Source organism: Paracoccus sp. DMF-8 (assembly GCF_029309835.1).
Lineage (GTDB): Bacteria > Pseudomonadota > Alphaproteobacteria > Rhodobacterales > Rhodobacteraceae > Paracoccus.
On record NZ_JARJHL010000005.1, the window covers coordinates 183,463 to 200,385 of the forward strand.

Genomic DNA, 16,923 nt, shown 5'->3' on the forward strand with positions numbered 1-16,923 from the left:
CCCGCATTGACCCGCGCCAATGCCGCATCGGCCCATGTCGTGGTGATCGGCGGCGGCTTTGGCGGGGCAAGCGCCGCCCGCGCCCTGCGCCGCGCCAACCCTGATCTGCGCGTGACCCTGATCGAGCCTGCGCTGCGGTTCCAGACCTGTCCCTTTTCCAACCTGTATCTGGGGGGCCTGCGCGATTGGGACAGCATCGGCCACGGCTTCGACGGGCTGCGCCGGGCGGGAATTCAGGTGATCCACGACCACGCCAAAGATATCGACAGCGCCGCACGCAGGGTGACGCTGGCCGGTGGCGCGCTGCTGGACTGGGACCGGCTGGTCCTGTCGCCCGGTATCGACATGCGCTGGAACGCGCTGCAAGGCTATGACCAACAGGCCGCCGAAATCGCCCCCCACGCATGGAAGGCCGGGCCGCAAACCCGGCTTTTGCGCCGCCAGATGCAGGCGATGCCGGATGGCGGCAGTTTTGTCATGGTCATCCCCGAAAACCCCTTTCGCTGCCCGCCCGGCCCCTATGAACGCGCCAGCATGGTCGCGCATTATTTCAAGACCCACAAACCCCGCGCGAAAATCCTGCTGCTGGATGCCAAGGATGCGTTTTCGAAACAGGCCCTGTTCCAGCAGGGCTGGCAGGCGCTTTACGGCGACATGATCGAATGGATCGGGCTGGCCGATGACGGGCAGGTGCTGCGCGTCGATGCGCAGGCGCTGCAGGTCGAAACCACCTTTGGTCAGATCCACAAGGCCGATGTGCTGAACGTCATCCCGCCACAAAAGGCCGGGCTGATCGCCGAACGCGCGGGCGTGGTCGACCGGACGGGATGGGTGCCGGTCCATGCCGCCAGCTTTGCCGCGCGGCTGGTGGATCATGTCCATGTCGTCGGCGACGCGACCATCGCCAGCCCGATGCCGAAATCGGGCTTTTGCGCCAGCGCGCAGGGCAAGGTCGCCGCCGCCGCGATTGCCGCCGATCTGGCCGGGCGGGATGCGCCCGGGGCGGTGTTTGCCAATACCTGCTACAGCCTGATCGGCCCGGATTACGGGATTTCCGTCGCGGGGGTCTATCGCGCCGAAGACGACCGCGTGGTCGAGGCGCCGGATTCGGGCGGGGTCAGCCCGATCGACGCCGGTCCCGATTTCCGCGCGGCCGAGGCGCGCCATGGCGCGGGCTGGTATGCCGCGATCACGGCGGATATCTGGGGGGCCTGACGCCCCCGGAAGGGATATCTGGGGGCCTGACACCCCCGGAAGGCAGGTCAGCCCTTGCTCGCCTCATCCGCCAGCACGCGCCGGACCGCCTCATCCGCGCCGATGCGGTCGCGCAGGGCGTTCAGGTTCGGCCAGCGCGCCAGATCGTCGGGAAAAACCGCTCTGGCCCAACGGATCATCGGGAAGATATAGGCATCCGCGATGCTGCGCCGGCCCTTGCCGTCGCCCACCATCCAGTCGCGGCCCTGCATGTGCTCGTCAAGGATGGTCAGCTTTTTCGCGATCATCAGCCGCGCCGCCTCGACCACGGCATCACGCGCCGCCTTGTCCGTATCGGTGGTGAAACGGTCGGTCATGAAGAACGGCCAATAGGCGGCATGCAGGTCGCTGGTCAGAAAGGCGGTCCATTTGTGCAATTCCGCCGCGTGGCGCGGGTCGCCATTGCCGCCCAGGCCCGCCTCGGGGTGCTTTTGCGCCAGATAGTCCAGAATCGCCGAGGCCTGGGTCAGGATCCAGCCATCATCCTCGCGCAGCACGGGCACGGCGCCGGTCGGATTGACCGCCAGCAGTTCCTCGGATCCGTATTTGACGCGATGGGCGACATAGGGCTGGCCGATCCATTCCAGAACGATATGGGGCGCCAGCGAACAGGCGCCGGGCGAATAGAACAGGGTGGTCATCAGGGGCTCCTTTTGGGGTCCGGTGGCATATCCTATAGACCCGCAGGGTGACTTTTCCAACGCAGGCAGCGCCGTGACGGTTTCCGCCGCGCCCCGCGCCCCGCGCCCCGTGCCCCGTGACACCGGGGCGCCCGCGGTGCTATCAGCAGCGGGAATCGCGACGGGCCAGCCCCCGCGAAAAGCCAGCACACAAAGGCCGGACGGATCTGGATGAACCTGCTGTATGTCAATGATCGCAAAGGCGAATACCCCCCCAGCCTTTACGCGGGAACACGCGATCCGCTGGCACCCTTTTCCGCCTTGCAAGGCGAGGCGCGCGCCGATGTCGCGATTGTCGGCGGCGGCTATACCGGGCTTTCCGCCGCGCTGCATCTGGCGCAGGCGGGGCTGAGCGTCACCCTGCTGGAGGCGCATCGCGTGGGCTTTGGCGCATCCGGGCGCAATGGCGGGCAGGTCGGTTCGGGCCAGCGGCTGGAGGTCGATGATCTGGAACGCATGGCCGGGCCGGACACCGCCCGCCAGCTTTGGGATCTGGCCGAGGACGCCAAGGTTCTGGTCCGCGACATTGCCGCGCGCAGCGGCGTGCCCCTTCACGACGGTGTCGCCCATGCCTTTGCCACGGCGCGCGAATTCGACCATGCCCGGCGCAATATCGACCGGCTGGCGCGCAACTACGGCTATGACCGGATCACGGCCCTTGGGCAGCAGGATTTCCGCGCCATCCTGCCCTCGGACCGCTATGTCGGCGGAGAGCTGGACATGGGCGCGGGCCATCTGCATCCGCTGAACCTTGCGATCGGCATGGCGCGGCTGGCCCGTGACGCGGGCGCCACCATCCATGAAAACAGCGCCGTCCTGCGCATCCACCATGCGCAGACGGCGGGCGGGCTGTCGGTCCTGACCACCGACAGCGGCGTGCTGCGCTGCAACCATGTCATTCTGGCCGCCAATGCCTATCTGGACCGGCTGGACGGCAAGGTCGCGGCCCGCGTCATGCCGATCAACAATTACATCGTCGCGACTGAACCCCTGGGCGACCGCGTGACGCAGGTACTGACCCGCGACATTGCCGTCCATGACACGAAATTCGTGGTGAATTACTGGCGTCTGTCGCCCGACCAGCGGCTGATCTTTGGCGGGGGCGAGACGCTGAGCTATCGTTTCCCCACAGATATCGCGGCCAAGGTCCGCAAGCCGCTGCTGCAGATCTATCCCGGCCTTGCCGATGTCGCGCTGACCCATGCCTGGGGCGGATCGCTGGCGATCACCCGGACGCGGATGCCCTGCGTCATGCGGCCCGCGCCGAATTGCCTGTCGATCAGCGGCTATTCGGGACATGGCGTCGCACTGGCGACGCTGGCCGAGCGGATCATGGCGCGGGCAGTGACGGGACAGGCGGGCGAATTCGACGTCATGGCCCGGCTGACCCCGCCCCCCTTCCCCGGCGGCGCGCTGTTGCGCCAGCCGCTGCTGGTCGCGGGGATGACATGGTTCGCGCTGCGCGACAGGCTGGGTTTCTAGCTGCCCTGCGTGTCGGCGGCGGGCGTTGTCGGTGTCTCTGACGCCTTGGTCTTGAGTTCGCGCAGCGCGGCGATACGGTCGGCCATCTTCTTTTCGCGGCGGCGGTGATAGGCCTTGATCAGGGGCACGGTCAGGTAATGCCCGATCGCCCCGGCGATCACGCCCGGAATGATGCTGCCGACCGCATAGGGCAAAAAGATCTGTTCGTAAAACCCGTGCAGATGCGCCCAATGCATGTCGCGTTCGGTAAAGACCGCCAGGAAATTGTTCCAAAGCTCGCCCCCGGCGCGGGCGAATTCGCCGGGCAGGGTCTTGATCGAAATCGTGCCCTCGGTCCCCAGAAGCCACCGCCCCGTGGTCAGCGAAGCCATCGCCATGAAGGGCGTGGTCAGCGCATTGCCGACGAAGGTCCCCAGAAGCGCGGCCAGAATATTGCCCCGGATGATCCATGCGCACAGCGCCGCGCCCAGAAAGTGAAGCCCGAAAAACGGCGTAAAGGAAATGAAGATCCCGCAGGCAAAGCCGCGTCCGATCCGGCTAGGCGGGTCGGGCAGCCGGCGCATGCGGTGCAGGACATATTGCGTTGCCCGTTTCCAGCCGCCGCGCGGATAGAACATTTCGGTGGCAAGCTGGCCATAGGTCCGCGGGTTGCGGCGCTTGAACACGGTGTCGTCCCTTTTCTAGGGACGCGCAGAGGCATCCCGGATACGGGCGACCTGCGCCACATCGCTTTCCGCCTCCAGCGCGGTCAAAAGCATATGCAGGTGCTCGCGGTCGCGCAGTTCAACCTGGATCCGCAACCGGTAGAAATCGGGTTTCCGGTCAACGAATTCCAGATCAGAGATATTGGCTCCCTGCTGGCCGATCAAGGTGCATATTCGCCCCAGAACACCGGCATCATGCCGGATGGTCAGTGACAGATTTGTGGAGTAGGCGGCGGGATGGCGCCCCTCGCGCCAGTGCAGATCGACCCAACGCTGCGGGCTGTCTTCGAATTCGGCCAGAACCGGGCAGTCGATGGCATGGATCACGACGCCCTTGCCGCGATAGGTGATGCCGACGATGCGCTCACCCGGCAAGGGGTTGCAGCAGGGCGCGCGGGTAAATTCCTGATCGGCCTCCAGCCCGGCGACGGCGCGTTTCGCGTCCACCTCGCTTTGGGCCGAGGCGAGTTCGGAGTAAAGCGTGCGCAACACGTCCTGCGCCGCGATTTCCGCGCTGCCGATGCGGGCCAGCAGTTCGGAGGTATCGGGCAGCGCCATGGTGCGCGCGGCGGTGCGCAGCGCCTTGTCGGTGACGCGCCGCCCGACATGTTCAAAGGCGACGCGCACCAGTTCCGAACCCAGGCGGATGAAACGGTCGCGGTCCTCGTCGCGCAGGGATTTGCGGATCGCGGCCTTGGCCCGACCGGTCACGACGATATCCAGCCATGTCGCCTGCGGCCGCTGCCCCGAGGCAGAGATGATATCGATCGACTGCCCGTTTTTCAGCCGCGTCCACAAAGGCACGCGGATGCCGTCGATCTTGGCGCCGACGCAGGAATGGCCAAGCCGCGTGTGGATCGCATAGGCGAAATCAATCGGTGTCGCGCCCTTGGGCAGCTGGATCACATCGCCCTTGGGCGTAAAGCAAAAGACCTGATCGGAATACATTTCCAGTTTGACGTGTTCCAGAAACTCGTCATGGTCTTCTTCGCCGAAACGCTCGGTCAGGCTGGCGATCCATTCGCCCGGATCGACGGCAAAAGGGTTCTGGGTGCAGGCGCCGTCGCGATAGGCCCAATGCGCGGCCACGCCCGATTCGGCGACCTCGTGCATCTGGCGGGTGCGGATCTGCACCTCGACCCGCGTGCCGTCGCGGCCCGAAACGGTGGTGTGGATCGAACGGTAGCCGTTCGATTTCGGCTGGCTGATGTAATCCCAGAACCGCCCCGGCACGGCCCGCCAGCGCTGGTGGATACAGCCAAGCGCGCGGTAACAGTCGGCCTCGTTGCGGGTGATGATGCGAAAGCCGTAAATGTCGGACAGCCGCGAAAAGGACAGCTGCTTTTCCTGCATCTTGCGCCAGATCGAGAACGGCTTTTTCGCGCGGCCATAGACATTGGCCTCGATCGATTCGGCTTCCAGAACGGTGCGGATATCGGCGGTGATTTTCGGAATGACATCGCCGGTTTCGCGCTGCAGCGTCACGAAACGGCGGATGATCGAATTGCGCGCCTCGGGGTTGATGACCTTGAAGGCCAGATCCTCCAGTTCCTCGCGCATCCACTGCATACCCATGCGCCCGGCCAGAGGGGCATAGATATCCATGGTTTCGCGGGCCTTCTGCAGCTGCTTTTCCGGCTTCATCGACTTGATCGTGCGCATATTGTGCAGACGGTCGGCCAGCTTGACCAGAATCACGCGCAGGTCGCGCGACATGGCCATGAACAGCTTGCGAAAGTTTTCGGCCTGTTTGGAATGAACCCCGGACAGTTGCAGATTGGTCAGCTTGGTCACGCCATCGACCAGATCCGCGACCTCGCGCCCGAACATGCGCGACACTTCGTCCCAGGTGGAACGGGTGTCTTCGATGGTGTCGTGCAGCAGCGCGGTGATCAGCGTCGCATCGTCCAGCTGCATTTCGGTCAGAATGGCGGCGACGGCGACGGGATGGGTAAAATAAGGCTCGCCCGAATGGCGGAACTGGCCTTCATGCATGCGACGCCTGCGATTCATAGGCGGTCGCGGATCAGATCCGCATTCGTGCGCGGATTGTAATTGCGGAATCAATGCAAGGAGGTCTTCGACGTCAATCATGTCCAGCCGAAGACCCTGAAACTCAATCCCTGCCCTGCGCTTCCAGCATCATGCGCAGCATCCGTTCCTCGGTTTCTTCGTCAGCCGGTTTCGGACGGTCGATTTCGGCACCCAGAAGCAGCGCCATCGCGTCCTCTTCGGGTTCGTCGACTTCGATCTGGGTCTGGGTCGATTCGATCATCCGCTCACGCAGGTCATCGACGGATTGGGTTTCGTCGGCGATTTCGCGCAGCGCGACGACCGGGTTCTTGTCATTGTCGCGATCAACCGTCAGCGTGCTGCCGGCAGCGATTTCACGGGCGCGATGCGAGGCAAGCAGAACGACATCAAAGCGGTTCGGAACCTTGTCAACGACGTCTTCGACAGTAACGCGGGCCATCAGTCACCTTTGATTGCGATTCGGCATGAAAAGAGAAGCAGCATAAATGCGCATCCAGGACATGAATGTCAAGGCTCTGCCAGTCCCATCCCCTCGAAGGCGCGGGGTGGCAAGGCGCATCTCATCCGGGTGACGGTCTCGCCGGTCAGCGGATGACGCCAGCCGGGCGCGATTTCGGCCAGAGGGACCAGCACGAAGGCCCGGTCCTGCATCCGCGGATGGGGCAGGATCAGACGGTCCGGCGCCTCGACCGACTGCCGTTCGGGGGCCAGTTCGCGCCACAGCGTCTGTCCCGCCGCATCGGGCCGGACCAGATCGCCATAGGCCAGCAGGTCCAGATCAATCGGCCACGCCTGCCAGCGCCCGCCGTCGCGGATGCGGCCCAGTTCGGCCTCGATCCGGTGCAGGCGTTCCAAAAGCGCCTCGGGCGTCAGCGCGGTTTTCACGCAAGCCGCCGCATTGACGTAATCCGGCCCGCTGCCGATCGGGAAAGCCGGTGTTTTCCAGAACCGGCTGACCGAAATTATCTCAATGTTTTCAACGGCCAGAAGCCGCAAAGGCCGCGCGCAAGCTGTCCGAAGGAATACCTGCCCAAGTTGGCAGGTTTGCACCCAATGCAACCAGCCCTAGACTCTGAGTTTGTTTTTCCATTCCAAGTTTTTCTGGAGGAAGTTGTGTTCTGCAAAGACGACCGCTTGGCTTTGTTCATCGACGGTTCCAATCTTTACGCTGCAGCCAAGTCGCTCGGGTTCGATATCGACTATAAACTGCTTCGTCAGGAGTTCGAGCGGCGGGGCAAACTGATCCGCGCCTATTATTATACGGCGCTGCTGGAAAATGACGATTATTCACCCATTCGCCCCCTGGTCGACTGGCTGCATTACAACGGCTATTCGATGATCACCAAGCCCGCCCGCGAATATACCGACGGTCTGGGGCGGCGCAAGATCAAGGGCAACATGGATATCGAACTGACTGTGACCGCGATGGAACTGGCGCCGCGCATGGATCATGCCGTGCTGTTTTCCGGGGACGGCGATTTCCGCCCGCTGGTCGAGGCGCTGCAACGTCAGGGCGTGCGGGTGTCCATCGTCTCGACGACGCGCAGCCAGCCACCGATGATCGCCGACGAGTTGCGTCGTCAGGCGGATAACTTCATCGAACTGGACGCCCTGCGCGAAACCATCGGCCATCCGCCGCGCGATCAGTCGCCAGCCGAAACCAACCGCGCGTCGTAATCCGGCCGGGCGCCATGCCGGGCCGGCCGGCGCAGAGATTGACTATGCGGCCAGGGGTGCAGGATGCACCAATTCCGGCATCCGGCGTTTCGTCAAACACGGTCGCGATCTTTTGTCGCAAGACCTGCGGGCTTCTGAATGGTTCTTTCGGCATCACGGACATCTGCCCGTCTGTGATGCAGGGGCGGCGACCTGCGGTTTTGAGCGGTGACACTTGGTTTGAGCGATCATCGTTTTTGCGGTCTATATTTTTCAATGGGTTACGAGGTTGCCGTGACGCATGGTTTGATACATTTCAGCCAAGTTGGGGCGAAAACGTCACCTGCAGTATGTATGCCGTCAAAAATCATTCAATGAAATCAATAGATGGAAAATTGTGGTGATCGGAGAAAACCGACCACCGTTCACCTCTTCAACTCGGGATGGGCTCTCTCCAGATCTGCAATCTGAACCTTCATCTCATCAATTTTCTTTCGCATCGATTTCTGCATGTCTTCGTCTGATCTTTGGATGAATGCCGCAATCTGCGCCATGGTCAGGCCGCTGCTGACGATAGTCTCAGCAAGCCCGGCGGCATGAGCCCCGATTTCCTGCGCCAAGTATTCTGGCTGAGGTATCAGCTCGTCGTGCTGCTGCATCTCAATGAGGTTCTTTAGTGTGGAGAGTGCCGCACGTTCAGCGGCAAGACGCACAAGCAAAACGCCGCCCAACGCCGCATCGACGTCACCGAGCACCAACCAATCCAGAGAAACCCTAAGACCAAGGGCTATCTGCTTTAGCGCCTCAACCCCCGGCAGTGGTGCGTTCTCGCGACGCATGTAGCTTTCTAAGGTGCGGCGGGAGATGCCAATCATCGTCGCCATCTCCGCAGCGGTCCAGCCGTTTTGGTCCTTAACCTGCCGCAGCCTGGCCGCAATTGTGTCGGCACTCATCTTTTCACCTTGTCAATTACCAATATCATGGCAATCTATACGAATATCAACGTATAAAATCCTATGATGATCGTAGCTGATAGATCCGGGTACTGTCATCGTCTAAGCGCGATCCGGGCAGGTTTCGTGTCTCTGGGGACTTCCCTCAACGCATGGTGCCGAAGCAACGGCATAGACACATCCAATGTATACAAGGCGATTTCCGGCAAGTGGCGTGGCCCAAAGGCCGACCGCTTGATTGCCTTGTTGCATGAAGCCGCAGGTGTGTCTCAGGCATGTTGATCCCTGTGCGTTTGCTGCTGGGAACTGGCGATATCCCGTCGCATCGTGCCAGCGCGGTAAGTTGGCTCTGCCGCCACCACGTTTCCACCCATCGGATCAAGGGTAACGCTGGGCTGCGAGACGCAATCGCACGTTCCGACCTTCCCGAACCCGAGCGCCTTGCATTTCTCGCCCACCGCGCGGAGAAGATGGGCCTGCCGATGGGCGTCCGGGACGATGCCGCACATCTGGCACTGGCTGCGAAGCCCGTGACGGTTCAGAACACGGCCTATGCCCGCGCGGAAACCATGATGTTCATCGCGAAGCATGAGGCGGCGGGCCTGAAATGGGGGCACATTTCTGCCCTGCTGAAGGCGGCGGTGAAAGATGGCTCTGCCGTTCTCGCCCCGTCACATGCGACCAAACGCCGTTGGAGTGCGCTGATCGCGGGTGTGGATACCGTGAACTGGGCACCGGCTCTGGCACCGGAGTATCGGGGCCGCACCGTCACCGCAGAGATTTCGCCCGAGGCCTGGGCCGAGTTTGAAACGCTGCTTTATCTTGCCGGTAAGAACGGCACCGGTTGGCCTCTGAAAGAGGCATGGCGGCGGATCGAGGAACAAAAGGTCGCGCGCGGGTAGGCGTGGCCCTGCTATCGCACTGTGATGCGACATTGGGAACGCCAGGACGAGGTTCGCAAGCGTGCTCTGCGCATGGGCGAGGACAAGGCAGCGAAATCCCTGATCCAGTATCAGCCGCGCACCGTTGAGGACATGTGCGCCATGCAACAGGTCGAACTGGACGGGCGGGAGTTCAAGGTCAAGGTCCGTTTCCGGGATGGGAAGATCGGTTGCCCGTGGGTGATCGTCTATACAGACCGCGCATCTTCGCGCATCGTCGGCTATGCCATCTCGGATTCCGAGAATGAGGAAGCTGTCGCCGAAGCCACCATCCGGATGTGCGACGAGAACGACATTCCCGATCTAGTTTATACCGATAACGGCTCGGCCATCAACGGCAAGAGGATGATGGGTGGTCTCAAGCCTTTGATCCAGCGCAAGGAAACGCGCTCACCTGATTGGGAAGTGCCGGGTGTCCTGAAACTCCTCGGGATCGAACTCAAGAACGCGGGGCCGAACAAGGCGCGCTCGAAGCTGTCGGAAAGTATCTTCTCGGTTTTGCGGCGGTTCGACAACGATCCAGTGTTCCATCAGGCGCAGCGTTCCGGGCCGAGCGATACGCCGAATCCGGATCCGGTGCCTGTCGATATCGAACTGTTCGAGCGGTTCATGGCAAAGGCTATCCGTGATTTTAACGCCCGGACCGATAGCCGCGCACAAGGTCTGATGCCGGGCGAATGCCGGAACTATGCGTTCGTGCGGCTGTCGGAAGGCCGGATTTCGCGGGCCGTCCCCCGCTGCAAAGCCGATCTGTCCGTATGAAGTGGTATCGCCGCACCGTTATGGGTGATGGGCGCGTCAGGTTCCCGAAAATCGGCTTGTTCGGGGATATCTCGACACAAGACGCCACGCTGAAGCATGTCGGCAAGAAGGTCTTGGTTGGTATCGACCCCAGCGCTTTCAACGCGCCGGCCACGGTGCGCCATTGGGAAGATGAGGCGCAGCGCGGGCTGCTGCTGGAGCGCCTGCCGATCTATGAAGCCACGCGACACGGGGATGCGGCGGGCCTGCGCAGGGCTGTAGCCGAAGAACGCCGGGTCAAGAACCTGGTTGCGAAGCACAAAGTTGCCGATACCAACCGCAGAGTTGCCGAGCTGCGGCAGGCAGTTATGGAGGCGGAAGCATCCGCGCCGCTACCCACCAAGCCCACCGTGGTCGCTCTCGATACTCGCAACCCATTTTCGGATAAGCCGCTTGATGGGCCGAAAGACCTGCATCCGTTGCAGGCAAAGCTTCGGGCCAATCTTGAAAGAAACCTCGCTGCTGCAAAGGCGGCGGGATGAAGCGGCGTGAGGGGGAAGTTTGGTCGCTGCCCCTCACGCCCAAACCGGCGGGTGAAACCCGTCCAGAACGGAGAGAAAGATGGCAGAACATGTGAAACTTGCCAAGCCTTCGCTGCCTGATGCGCCTGACTTCGTGCGCACCAGCACGGCGAATAACATCCTGCTTTCGGTAGACATGATCCGGGCGCAGCCTCGCCCGGCCATGACGATGGTTTGCGGTGTGCCCGGCTGCGGGAAATCTACGACGCTGGAAATGCTGGCGAAATCGGACCCGGATGCACGGCTGATTTCGATAGCGCCCGGCGAAGGTGGTGCCTTCGGTGTGGCAGAAATCGTCGTGGACAAGCTCGGCCTCGGCATCAGGCCGAAGGGCAGCACCATCGCCACGCTTCGCCGCGAAATCGGCCGTTTCCTGCAACATGCGGGCATCTGGCTGATGGTTGATGAGGCCCAGCACCTGACGAAGGAAGGGGCAGATTGGCTTCGCATTCTGTGTGAGGAAAGCCGGACGGACCTCCTGCTTGCCGGTGATCTGCGCCTTGCCCGCATGCTCGACGAGATGCCGCAACTGCAAAGCCGCATGCTGCGGGCGGTGATCGTCGAAGAGGTTACGGAAAGCGATGTGCGCGACCTTGCGCAGGCGTTTGGCGTCCAGCGCAAGGATTCCTTCACTATGCTGCATCGTGCTGCCCTGGTGAAAGGTGGTCTGCGCACCGTGAATACTGCGTTCTGATCACACGCACCGGCTCCGATGCCGGTTGCTTTAGCGAGGAACTTCTGCCTGCCGCCCTGATGGAAATGGGCCCGTTTACTGGGGAAGGAAACACGGAATGACGGACGAACATCTCACTGATCATGAATGGAAGCTGAAAATGGCTTCTGAAGGCCGGGCATTTTATATTCCCGGCAAAACGACCGCACAAATGAAGGCCGAGCAAGCCGAAAGGGCGGAATCTGTCACGCTTATGATCAGCGCTGAACAGGCGGCCGCGTTGATATCCGCAACGGGTAATATTCCCTATCTTTTGCATCATTGCTGCAGACGCTTATGGAATATATCAGAGGTCACGACTTCGATGGGTCATATCGACGACAACACCATGATTGCACTGACCGCAATTACTGGCGCGAGCCATGAAGGAAGCGTTTAAGAAAGATGGTGAGGAACTGCTCAAGCTCAACACCGAACTGCATAAGCAGATGGGGGAACCAGCATGATCAGCAACGGCAAACGGCGATCCTGCACGTTGCCAAGGGCAAGCTCGGCCTGGACGATGAGACCTATCGGCTTGTTCTGGTCAAGATTGCCGGGGTCACCGCGTCGAACGACCTGACGCAAAACGGGTTCGACGCGGTGATGGGCTTCTTCGATCACTGTGGTTTCAAGCCCACCGTCGCGGCCGGCGCATCCTATGGCAATCGCCCCGGCTTCGCCTCGCCCGCCCAGGTCGAATTCATCCGTTCGCTCTGGTTGGAGGTCCATCACGCCCGCGACCTGGACGAAGGCGCCTTGAACGGCTGGCTGCGCAAGTTCTTCAAGGTGTCGTCGCTGCGCTTCCTGCCGGCCGCCACCGCGCCGAAGGCGATCACGGCGCTCAAGGCCTGGAAGAACCGCGCCGCCTGATCCGGCCTGCACGTCAGAACAGGGGCGGTGCCGCAAGGTGCCGCCGCTCGCCATACCCCCGATTTTTCGCCGTAGAGCGGCCTGTTCGTCTCTCTGCCACCCTGACACCTGAAAGGCGCGAACCCTGTTTAATTTTTGAGGAGAAGGCTTCAATGGGGCATCCGTGATCCTGCCTCTGGCCGCATGGGCCATTCTGCCCGGAAAAATGGGCCCACACAGCGAAGGACGAAGTGCAGGAATGGCAGGAGGGCAGAGAACCCTCGTAGCTGCTTTAGCACGCCTGATCGGCGCGGCATCATGGATTCTGAAATTTCCATGGTCGCCATCCGCAGCCGGAGCCTAATGGCAGCAACGCCCCGTCTCAACCTTCTTATGGTTCGCCAGCAGGTCTTTTAAACGGATTGGCTGGCCGAGAGGCAGGCGGGCACCGGGCTGGAGTCGAACCAACATCGATTCCCTGCATCAAAGTGCAGGCGAATTACCTTTTCCGGTCAGGCCACCGGCACCCGTGATCATGATATCCATCGGGCGGGCCGTGATCAAGCCGCAGCTGAACCTTGACCAAAGCTCCGCGACCGCAGATATTTGTTCCGCCGTGCTCTGGACCCCGGTTGAAAAGGGGGGGCTTCCCGAAAGGGCGGACAAGTGCTGGTTCGATTCCAGTCAGATGGTGCGGCACCTTTCCCCTCAAGGGTATGCGCAGGCCGTTGAGGTTATGGCCGCATCCCGGCTTTTCCTAGGGTCTGGACTCATTGAGTTTCAAAGCCAGTAGATGACGAGGGCAGCAAGTGCGATTGCTGACAAGAATACCTTGGGGCAACGGTCGTACCGGGTCGCCGCACGCCTCCAATCCTTGCAGGCCTGCCGAACATGATCTCGATCCGGTTGCGCCGTTTGTACCGGCGCTTGTCGTACTTGACGGTTTTCTTCCGCTGCTTCCGGCTCTGGGATGCAGGCGCGTATCCCTGTTGCCTTTCAACGCTTCTCTGAACCAGTCGGCGTCATAGCCGCGATCCCCGAGCAGCACAATCGACATCCGGCAGGCTGCTCAGCAATGCCCGCGCGCCGATGTAATCGCTGACCTGTCCGGCAGTGACGAACAGGTTGAGGGGCGCCCTGGCTGTCGCAGATGGCGTGCAACTTGGTGTTCATGCCGCCCTTGGTGCGACCAATCAGGCGCCCACGCCCCCCTTTTTCACGCCCATGCTGGTCGCGGTGCGGTGGGCCTTCAGGTAAGTGGCGTCGATCATCACGGTCTTCTTCGCCGTGCCCGGCCGCCAGACCCGCCATCATTTGGGCAAAGATGCCCTTGTCGCCCACCGCTTCCAACGGTTGTATAGTGTCTTGTGCGGGCCATAGGCTGCCGGGGCATCGCCTGCCGTAAGCCATTGCGATCGATGAAGATAATCCCGCTTAACACGCGTCGATCATCGACGCGGAGGCTTGCCGTGGGACTTGGGGAAGAAAGGCTCAAGACGCGCCATCCTGCGCGTCCGTCAACCAAAAAAGATCAGACATGGTCACCGCTCGCTTTCGAACCGTGAATCACGCCGCCAGTCGGAAATCAATGGGTCCTGAGCCTAGAAGTTTCCATATCGCGAAACATCAGGAAATCAGCCGTGATCGTCAGTTCCGAAACCCTCGCCCTTGCCTTCAAAGGATTCAAGACCGTCTATTCCGAAGCCTATCTTGAGGCACCGTCGCATGGGGAGAAAATCGCCATGACGATTCCCAGTGCCAGCCGGGATGAAACCTATGGCTGGCTCGGCATGTTCCCGCAATTGCGCGAATGGATCGGGCAGCGGCAGGTGAACGGCCTCAAGGCGCACAGTTTCACCATCACCAACCGCAAATTCGAAAGCACCGTTTCCGTCAAGCGCGATGATGTTTCAGACGATCGGTTGAGCGTGTTCAAACCGTTTGTTTCCGAAATGGGCGTTTCGGCCAAACGGCATCCCGACGAATTGATTTTCGGACTGCTGAAAGCCGGATTCGATACCCCGTGTTTCGATGGCTCCAACTTCTTTTCGGCCAATCATCCTGTCGAAATCGACGGAAAGCGGCAGGCGACCAGCAATTTTCAGGCTGGCACTGATCCGGCATGGTTCCTGCTGGATACCAGCCGCGCCGTTCGCCCGATTATCTTTCAGAAGCGCGAGGATTATGAGTTCCAGTCGCTTGACGACTCGAATTCGCCCCATGTGTTCTTGAACGACGAATATCTATATGGCGTTCGGGCGCGTGTGAATGCCGGGTTCGGTCTGTGGCAACCTGGCGCTGGCGCGAAAGCTCCGCTCAACGAAGATAACTATGCTGCCGCGCGAGCGGCAATGATGGGCTTCAAGAGCGATGGCGGGCGCTTGCTGGGCGTCAGCCCCAGCGTCCTGATCGTTCCGCCCCAGCTGGAAAGCGCGGGGCTGCACCTGCTGAACACTGAAATCAAGGATGGCGGCGGGTCCAAGGTCACCAAGATCAAGGGCGCGGGGCTGGTGCATTCGCCTGCGCTGCATCTGACGGCACTGGCCGAGGAAGGTGAGGGCGACAAGCCGACGATTGCCGCCCAGAGTCGTGGCCGAGGCGCTGGGGCTGTCGCCCGATGCCAGCGAGGCCGATATTCTCGACCTGCTGCGCGGCGGGCGGGGCCAGGGTGACGCAGGGCGACAGGCGCGGGTCGCGCAGCTGGCCGAACTCGACCACATTGCGCGCGAGTTCGGCCAGCGTGACCGTCCCGCGCGCCATGCGGCGGGCAAACCGGACCCGGCCCGCTTCGTCCCGGCCGAGCCCCTGCAAGCGGTCCTGACCGAACGCAACGAGGCGCAGGCCGTCTTGCGTGAACAGAATGTCAGGGCGCGGGTCGATGATGCTTTCGCGCGGGGCTGGCTCTCGCCCGCCATGCGGGGCTGGGCCGAGGCGCTCTGCATGTCCGAACCCGACAGTTTCGATCTGTTCATCGAAAAGGCGATCCCGCCATTCGCGCATCTGTTCAGGCCTGCGACCACATCGGCCGCCCCGCCGGACCTTGCGCGCGGCAACCACGCGGGCGGCGCGGCCGAGGAAATCGCGATCTGCGCGCAACTCGGCCTGAAACCCCGCGCGCTTCGGGACTGACCGGATCGGGCCGTGCCTTCGGCGGTGTGCCTGATGCGCCGTCGAAACCCTGCGCGCCGGCCGTCCGGGGAGCCGCGACCGGCGCGCAGACCCACCACAAAAGAACGGACATGACGCGAAACGCCGGTTCAACGCCTGATGAAACCCTGTTGCAGCATGTGGCGGCGCATCGTCCCGGCCGACCCGGAAAGATCGCGCTCGACCCGGAATTGCGCGCCTTCGTCGAGGCACGGCTTGCGCGTATGGCATTCGCCGGGATCGAGATCGAGGTGGCCGCGCATTTCCCGCCCGACCGCCCTCAGCGCAATTCATCGCTGGTGGCAGCGAATGCAGCGGGGCGAAACGTGAGCCAACACAACCGCCCGCCTGCACCGCGCCCAACCGCGCAGGTCGCGCCTTTCGTCCAGGTCCTCGGGCGTGGGGGCGCGATTCGCCTCATCCTCGCCTTCGGTGGTGCCGAGCTTTCCATCGGCGAGAACCCTCGCGACACAAACGAGCCGGTCGCAGATGTTCGGGCGCAGATCCGTCGAGGCGCTGGCAAACCTCGCCACATTGCCCCGCCGCATTCCCCGGCAAAGCCATGGCGCGCCGCCAATTGCCACCCGCAGGACCTGCCCATCGCCCAAATCGCCCGCAAACTGCGGGTGTCGGGTGTGGCGGTCCGCACCTACCTGCGCCGCGAGGCCGAGAACCGCGAAAGGCTGCGGACCGACGCGGAACGCCGCGCCAGAAAGAGGACGTGAATCATGATTGAAGTCGAGTTCAACGACGCTTCCCGTTGTTGACTTTGCGCGTCATCAGGCTGCATCCTTCAGGTCGGAAGCCGTGTAACCCCGATGGGCAAGGGGATGCGCCGCGCAAGCGGCGGATTGATGTTGGTTCGAGTCCAACCCGGCTTCCGCATCCACCAGCCAATCAGCCCATGGCACCGGCAATCATCTGTAATCGGCTATTCCCATTTGTTCCCACGAAAAACAGGCGCAAACCATGTGTCATCAGTAGATCAAACCAAGTGTCATTACACAGGTTTCCTTATCGGATTTAACCGCCCCTTGTGCGGCATGCCCCGGATAGAAAGGCCCGGATACAACGGGCCGTATCGCTCATCCAGATCACCCCATATCGCGACACCCCTGCCATCGCAAAAGGCATGGCACATCACGCATGCTCAACCCAAAAGAGAATTATCGTTTGTAATTGCAGT

Annotated in this window: 17 protein-coding genes, 2 tRNA genes and 2 pseudogenes; 13 read left to right on the forward strand and 8 right to left on the reverse strand. The window is 61.9% G+C overall.

Features of this window, described 5'->3' with window-relative positions; all coding sequences use genetic code 11:
* The first annotated feature begins 6 nt into the window (after positions 1-6).
* Positions 7-1,215 carry an NAD(P)/FAD-dependent oxidoreductase gene (locus PE067_RS04330; RefSeq protein ID WP_276187990.1) on the forward strand — a complete coding sequence of 403 codons (1,209 nt, stop codon included), beginning with the start codon at positions 7-9 and terminating at the stop codon, positions 1,213-1,215.
* Positions 1,216-1,262: 47 nt separating this feature from the next.
* Here the strand turns inward: PE067_RS04330 and PE067_RS04335 are convergent, their stop codons facing one another.
* Complete coding sequence (locus PE067_RS04335; RefSeq protein ID WP_276187991.1) at positions 1,263-1,895, reverse strand: glutathione S-transferase N-terminal domain-containing protein; 633 nt, start codon at positions 1,893-1,895, stop codon at positions 1,263-1,265.
* 210 nt (positions 1,896-2,105) lie between these two features.
* Between PE067_RS04335 and PE067_RS04340 the strand changes: the two genes are divergently transcribed.
* On the forward strand, positions 2,106-3,416 hold the full coding sequence (locus PE067_RS04340; protein ID WP_276187992.1) for an FAD-binding oxidoreductase: 1,311 nt from the start codon (positions 2,106-2,108) through the stop codon (positions 3,414-3,416).
* Here PE067_RS04340 and PE067_RS04345 read toward each other — a convergent pair.
* From PE067_RS04345 to folK, 4 genes and pseudogenes are all read right to left on the reverse strand, one after another.
* A complete protein-coding gene (locus PE067_RS04345; protein ID WP_276187993.1) occupies positions 3,413-4,081 on the reverse strand; it encodes a DUF2062 domain-containing protein in 669 nt (222 codons plus the stop codon). The genes PE067_RS04340 and PE067_RS04345 overlap by 4 nt on opposite strands.
* 15 nt (positions 4,082-4,096) lie before the next feature.
* Positions 4,097-6,214: pseudogene (locus tag PE067_RS04350) on the reverse strand (bifunctional (p)ppGpp synthetase/guanosine-3',5'-bis(diphosphate) 3'-pyrophosphohydrolase).
* A 22-nt stretch (positions 6,215-6,236) separates the two neighbouring features.
* Positions 6,237-6,593: a DNA-directed RNA polymerase subunit omega gene (rpoZ, locus tag PE067_RS04355; RefSeq protein WP_276187995.1), complete on the reverse strand. Its 357-nt coding sequence runs from the start codon at positions 6,591-6,593 to the stop codon at positions 6,237-6,239.
* Positions 6,594-6,661: 68 nt separating this feature from the next.
* A complete protein-coding gene (gene folK / locus PE067_RS04360) occupies positions 6,662-7,204 on the reverse strand; it encodes a 2-amino-4-hydroxy-6-hydroxymethyldihydropteridine diphosphokinase (RefSeq protein ID WP_276187996.1) in 543 nt (180 codons plus the stop codon).
* A 63-nt stretch (positions 7,205-7,267) separates the two neighbouring features.
* Between folK and PE067_RS04365 the strand changes: the two genes are divergently transcribed.
* Entirely contained in the window at positions 7,268-7,831 is a 564-nt protein-coding gene (locus tag PE067_RS04365) for an NYN domain-containing protein (RefSeq protein ID WP_276187997.1), read from the forward strand.
* Between the two features lie 404 nt (positions 7,832-8,235).
* Here the strand turns inward: PE067_RS04365 and PE067_RS04370 are convergent, their stop codons facing one another.
* The gene (locus PE067_RS04370; protein WP_276187998.1) at positions 8,236-8,763 is read right to left on the reverse strand and encodes a helix-turn-helix transcriptional regulator; all 528 of its coding nucleotides are present in this window, start codon (positions 8,761-8,763) and stop codon (positions 8,236-8,238) included.
* A 482-nt stretch (positions 8,764-9,245) separates the two neighbouring features.
* Between PE067_RS04370 and PE067_RS04375 the strand changes: the two genes are divergently transcribed.
* The 6 genes from PE067_RS04375 to PE067_RS04400 all read left to right on the forward strand — a co-directional run bounded on the left by PE067_RS04375 (position 9,246) and on the right by PE067_RS04400 (position 12,611).
* Positions 9,246-9,665: a hypothetical protein gene (locus tag PE067_RS04375; RefSeq protein WP_276187999.1), complete on the forward strand. Its 420-nt coding sequence runs from the start codon at positions 9,246-9,248 to the stop codon at positions 9,663-9,665.
* A 72-nt stretch (positions 9,666-9,737) separates the two neighbouring features.
* Positions 9,738-10,466, forward strand: coding sequence for a transposase domain-containing protein (locus tag PE067_RS04380; protein ID WP_276188000.1), 729 nt, complete (start codon positions 9,738-9,740; stop codon positions 10,464-10,466).
* A complete protein-coding gene (locus PE067_RS04385; protein WP_276188001.1) occupies positions 10,463-10,987 on the forward strand; it encodes a hypothetical protein in 525 nt (174 codons plus the stop codon). Before PE067_RS04380 ends, PE067_RS04385 begins: the two co-directional genes overlap by 4 nt.
* A gap of 79 nt (positions 10,988-11,066) precedes the next feature.
* Positions 11,067-11,720 carry an ATP-binding protein gene (locus PE067_RS04390; RefSeq protein ID WP_276188002.1) on the forward strand — a complete coding sequence of 218 codons (654 nt, stop codon included), beginning with the start codon at positions 11,067-11,069 and terminating at the stop codon, positions 11,718-11,720.
* A 97-nt stretch (positions 11,721-11,817) separates the two neighbouring features.
* Entirely contained in the window at positions 11,818-12,138 is a 321-nt protein-coding gene (locus PE067_RS04395) for a hypothetical protein (RefSeq protein ID WP_276188003.1), read from the forward strand.
* 5 nt (positions 12,139-12,143) lie between these two features.
* On the forward strand, positions 12,144-12,611 hold the full coding sequence (locus PE067_RS04400) for a regulatory protein GemA (protein ID WP_276188004.1): 468 nt from the start codon (positions 12,144-12,146) through the stop codon (positions 12,609-12,611).
* A gap of 423 nt (positions 12,612-13,034) precedes the next feature.
* Here PE067_RS04400 and PE067_RS04405 read toward each other — a convergent pair.
* Positions 13,035-13,117 (reverse strand) — tRNA-Ile (locus PE067_RS04405).
* A gap of 253 nt (positions 13,118-13,370) precedes the next feature.
* Positions 13,371-14,129, reverse strand: a pseudogene (locus PE067_RS04410) (IS5 family transposase).
* Positions 14,130-14,230: 101 nt separating this feature from the next.
* Here PE067_RS04410 and PE067_RS04415 point away from each other — a divergent pair.
* From PE067_RS04415 to PE067_RS04430, 4 genes are all read left to right on the forward strand, one after another.
* Positions 14,231-15,262, forward strand: coding sequence for a Mu-like prophage major head subunit gpT family protein (locus PE067_RS04415; protein ID WP_276188005.1), 1,032 nt, complete (start codon positions 14,231-14,233; stop codon positions 15,260-15,262).
* On the forward strand, positions 15,180-15,719 hold the full coding sequence (locus PE067_RS04420; protein WP_276188006.1) for a phage protease: 540 nt from the start codon (positions 15,180-15,182) through the stop codon (positions 15,717-15,719). The genes PE067_RS04415 and PE067_RS04420 overlap by 83 nt, the downstream gene beginning before the upstream one ends.
* Positions 15,720-15,868: 149 nt before the next feature.
* Positions 15,869-16,462 (forward strand): hypothetical protein, encoded by a 594-nt coding sequence (locus PE067_RS04425; protein WP_276188007.1) that lies wholly within the window; start codon positions 15,869-15,871, stop codon positions 16,460-16,462.
* Positions 16,463-16,538: 76 nt separating this feature from the next.
* Positions 16,539-16,619: transfer RNA gene (locus PE067_RS04430), tRNA-Ala, on the forward strand.
* Positions 16,620-16,923: the final 304 nt, after the last annotated feature.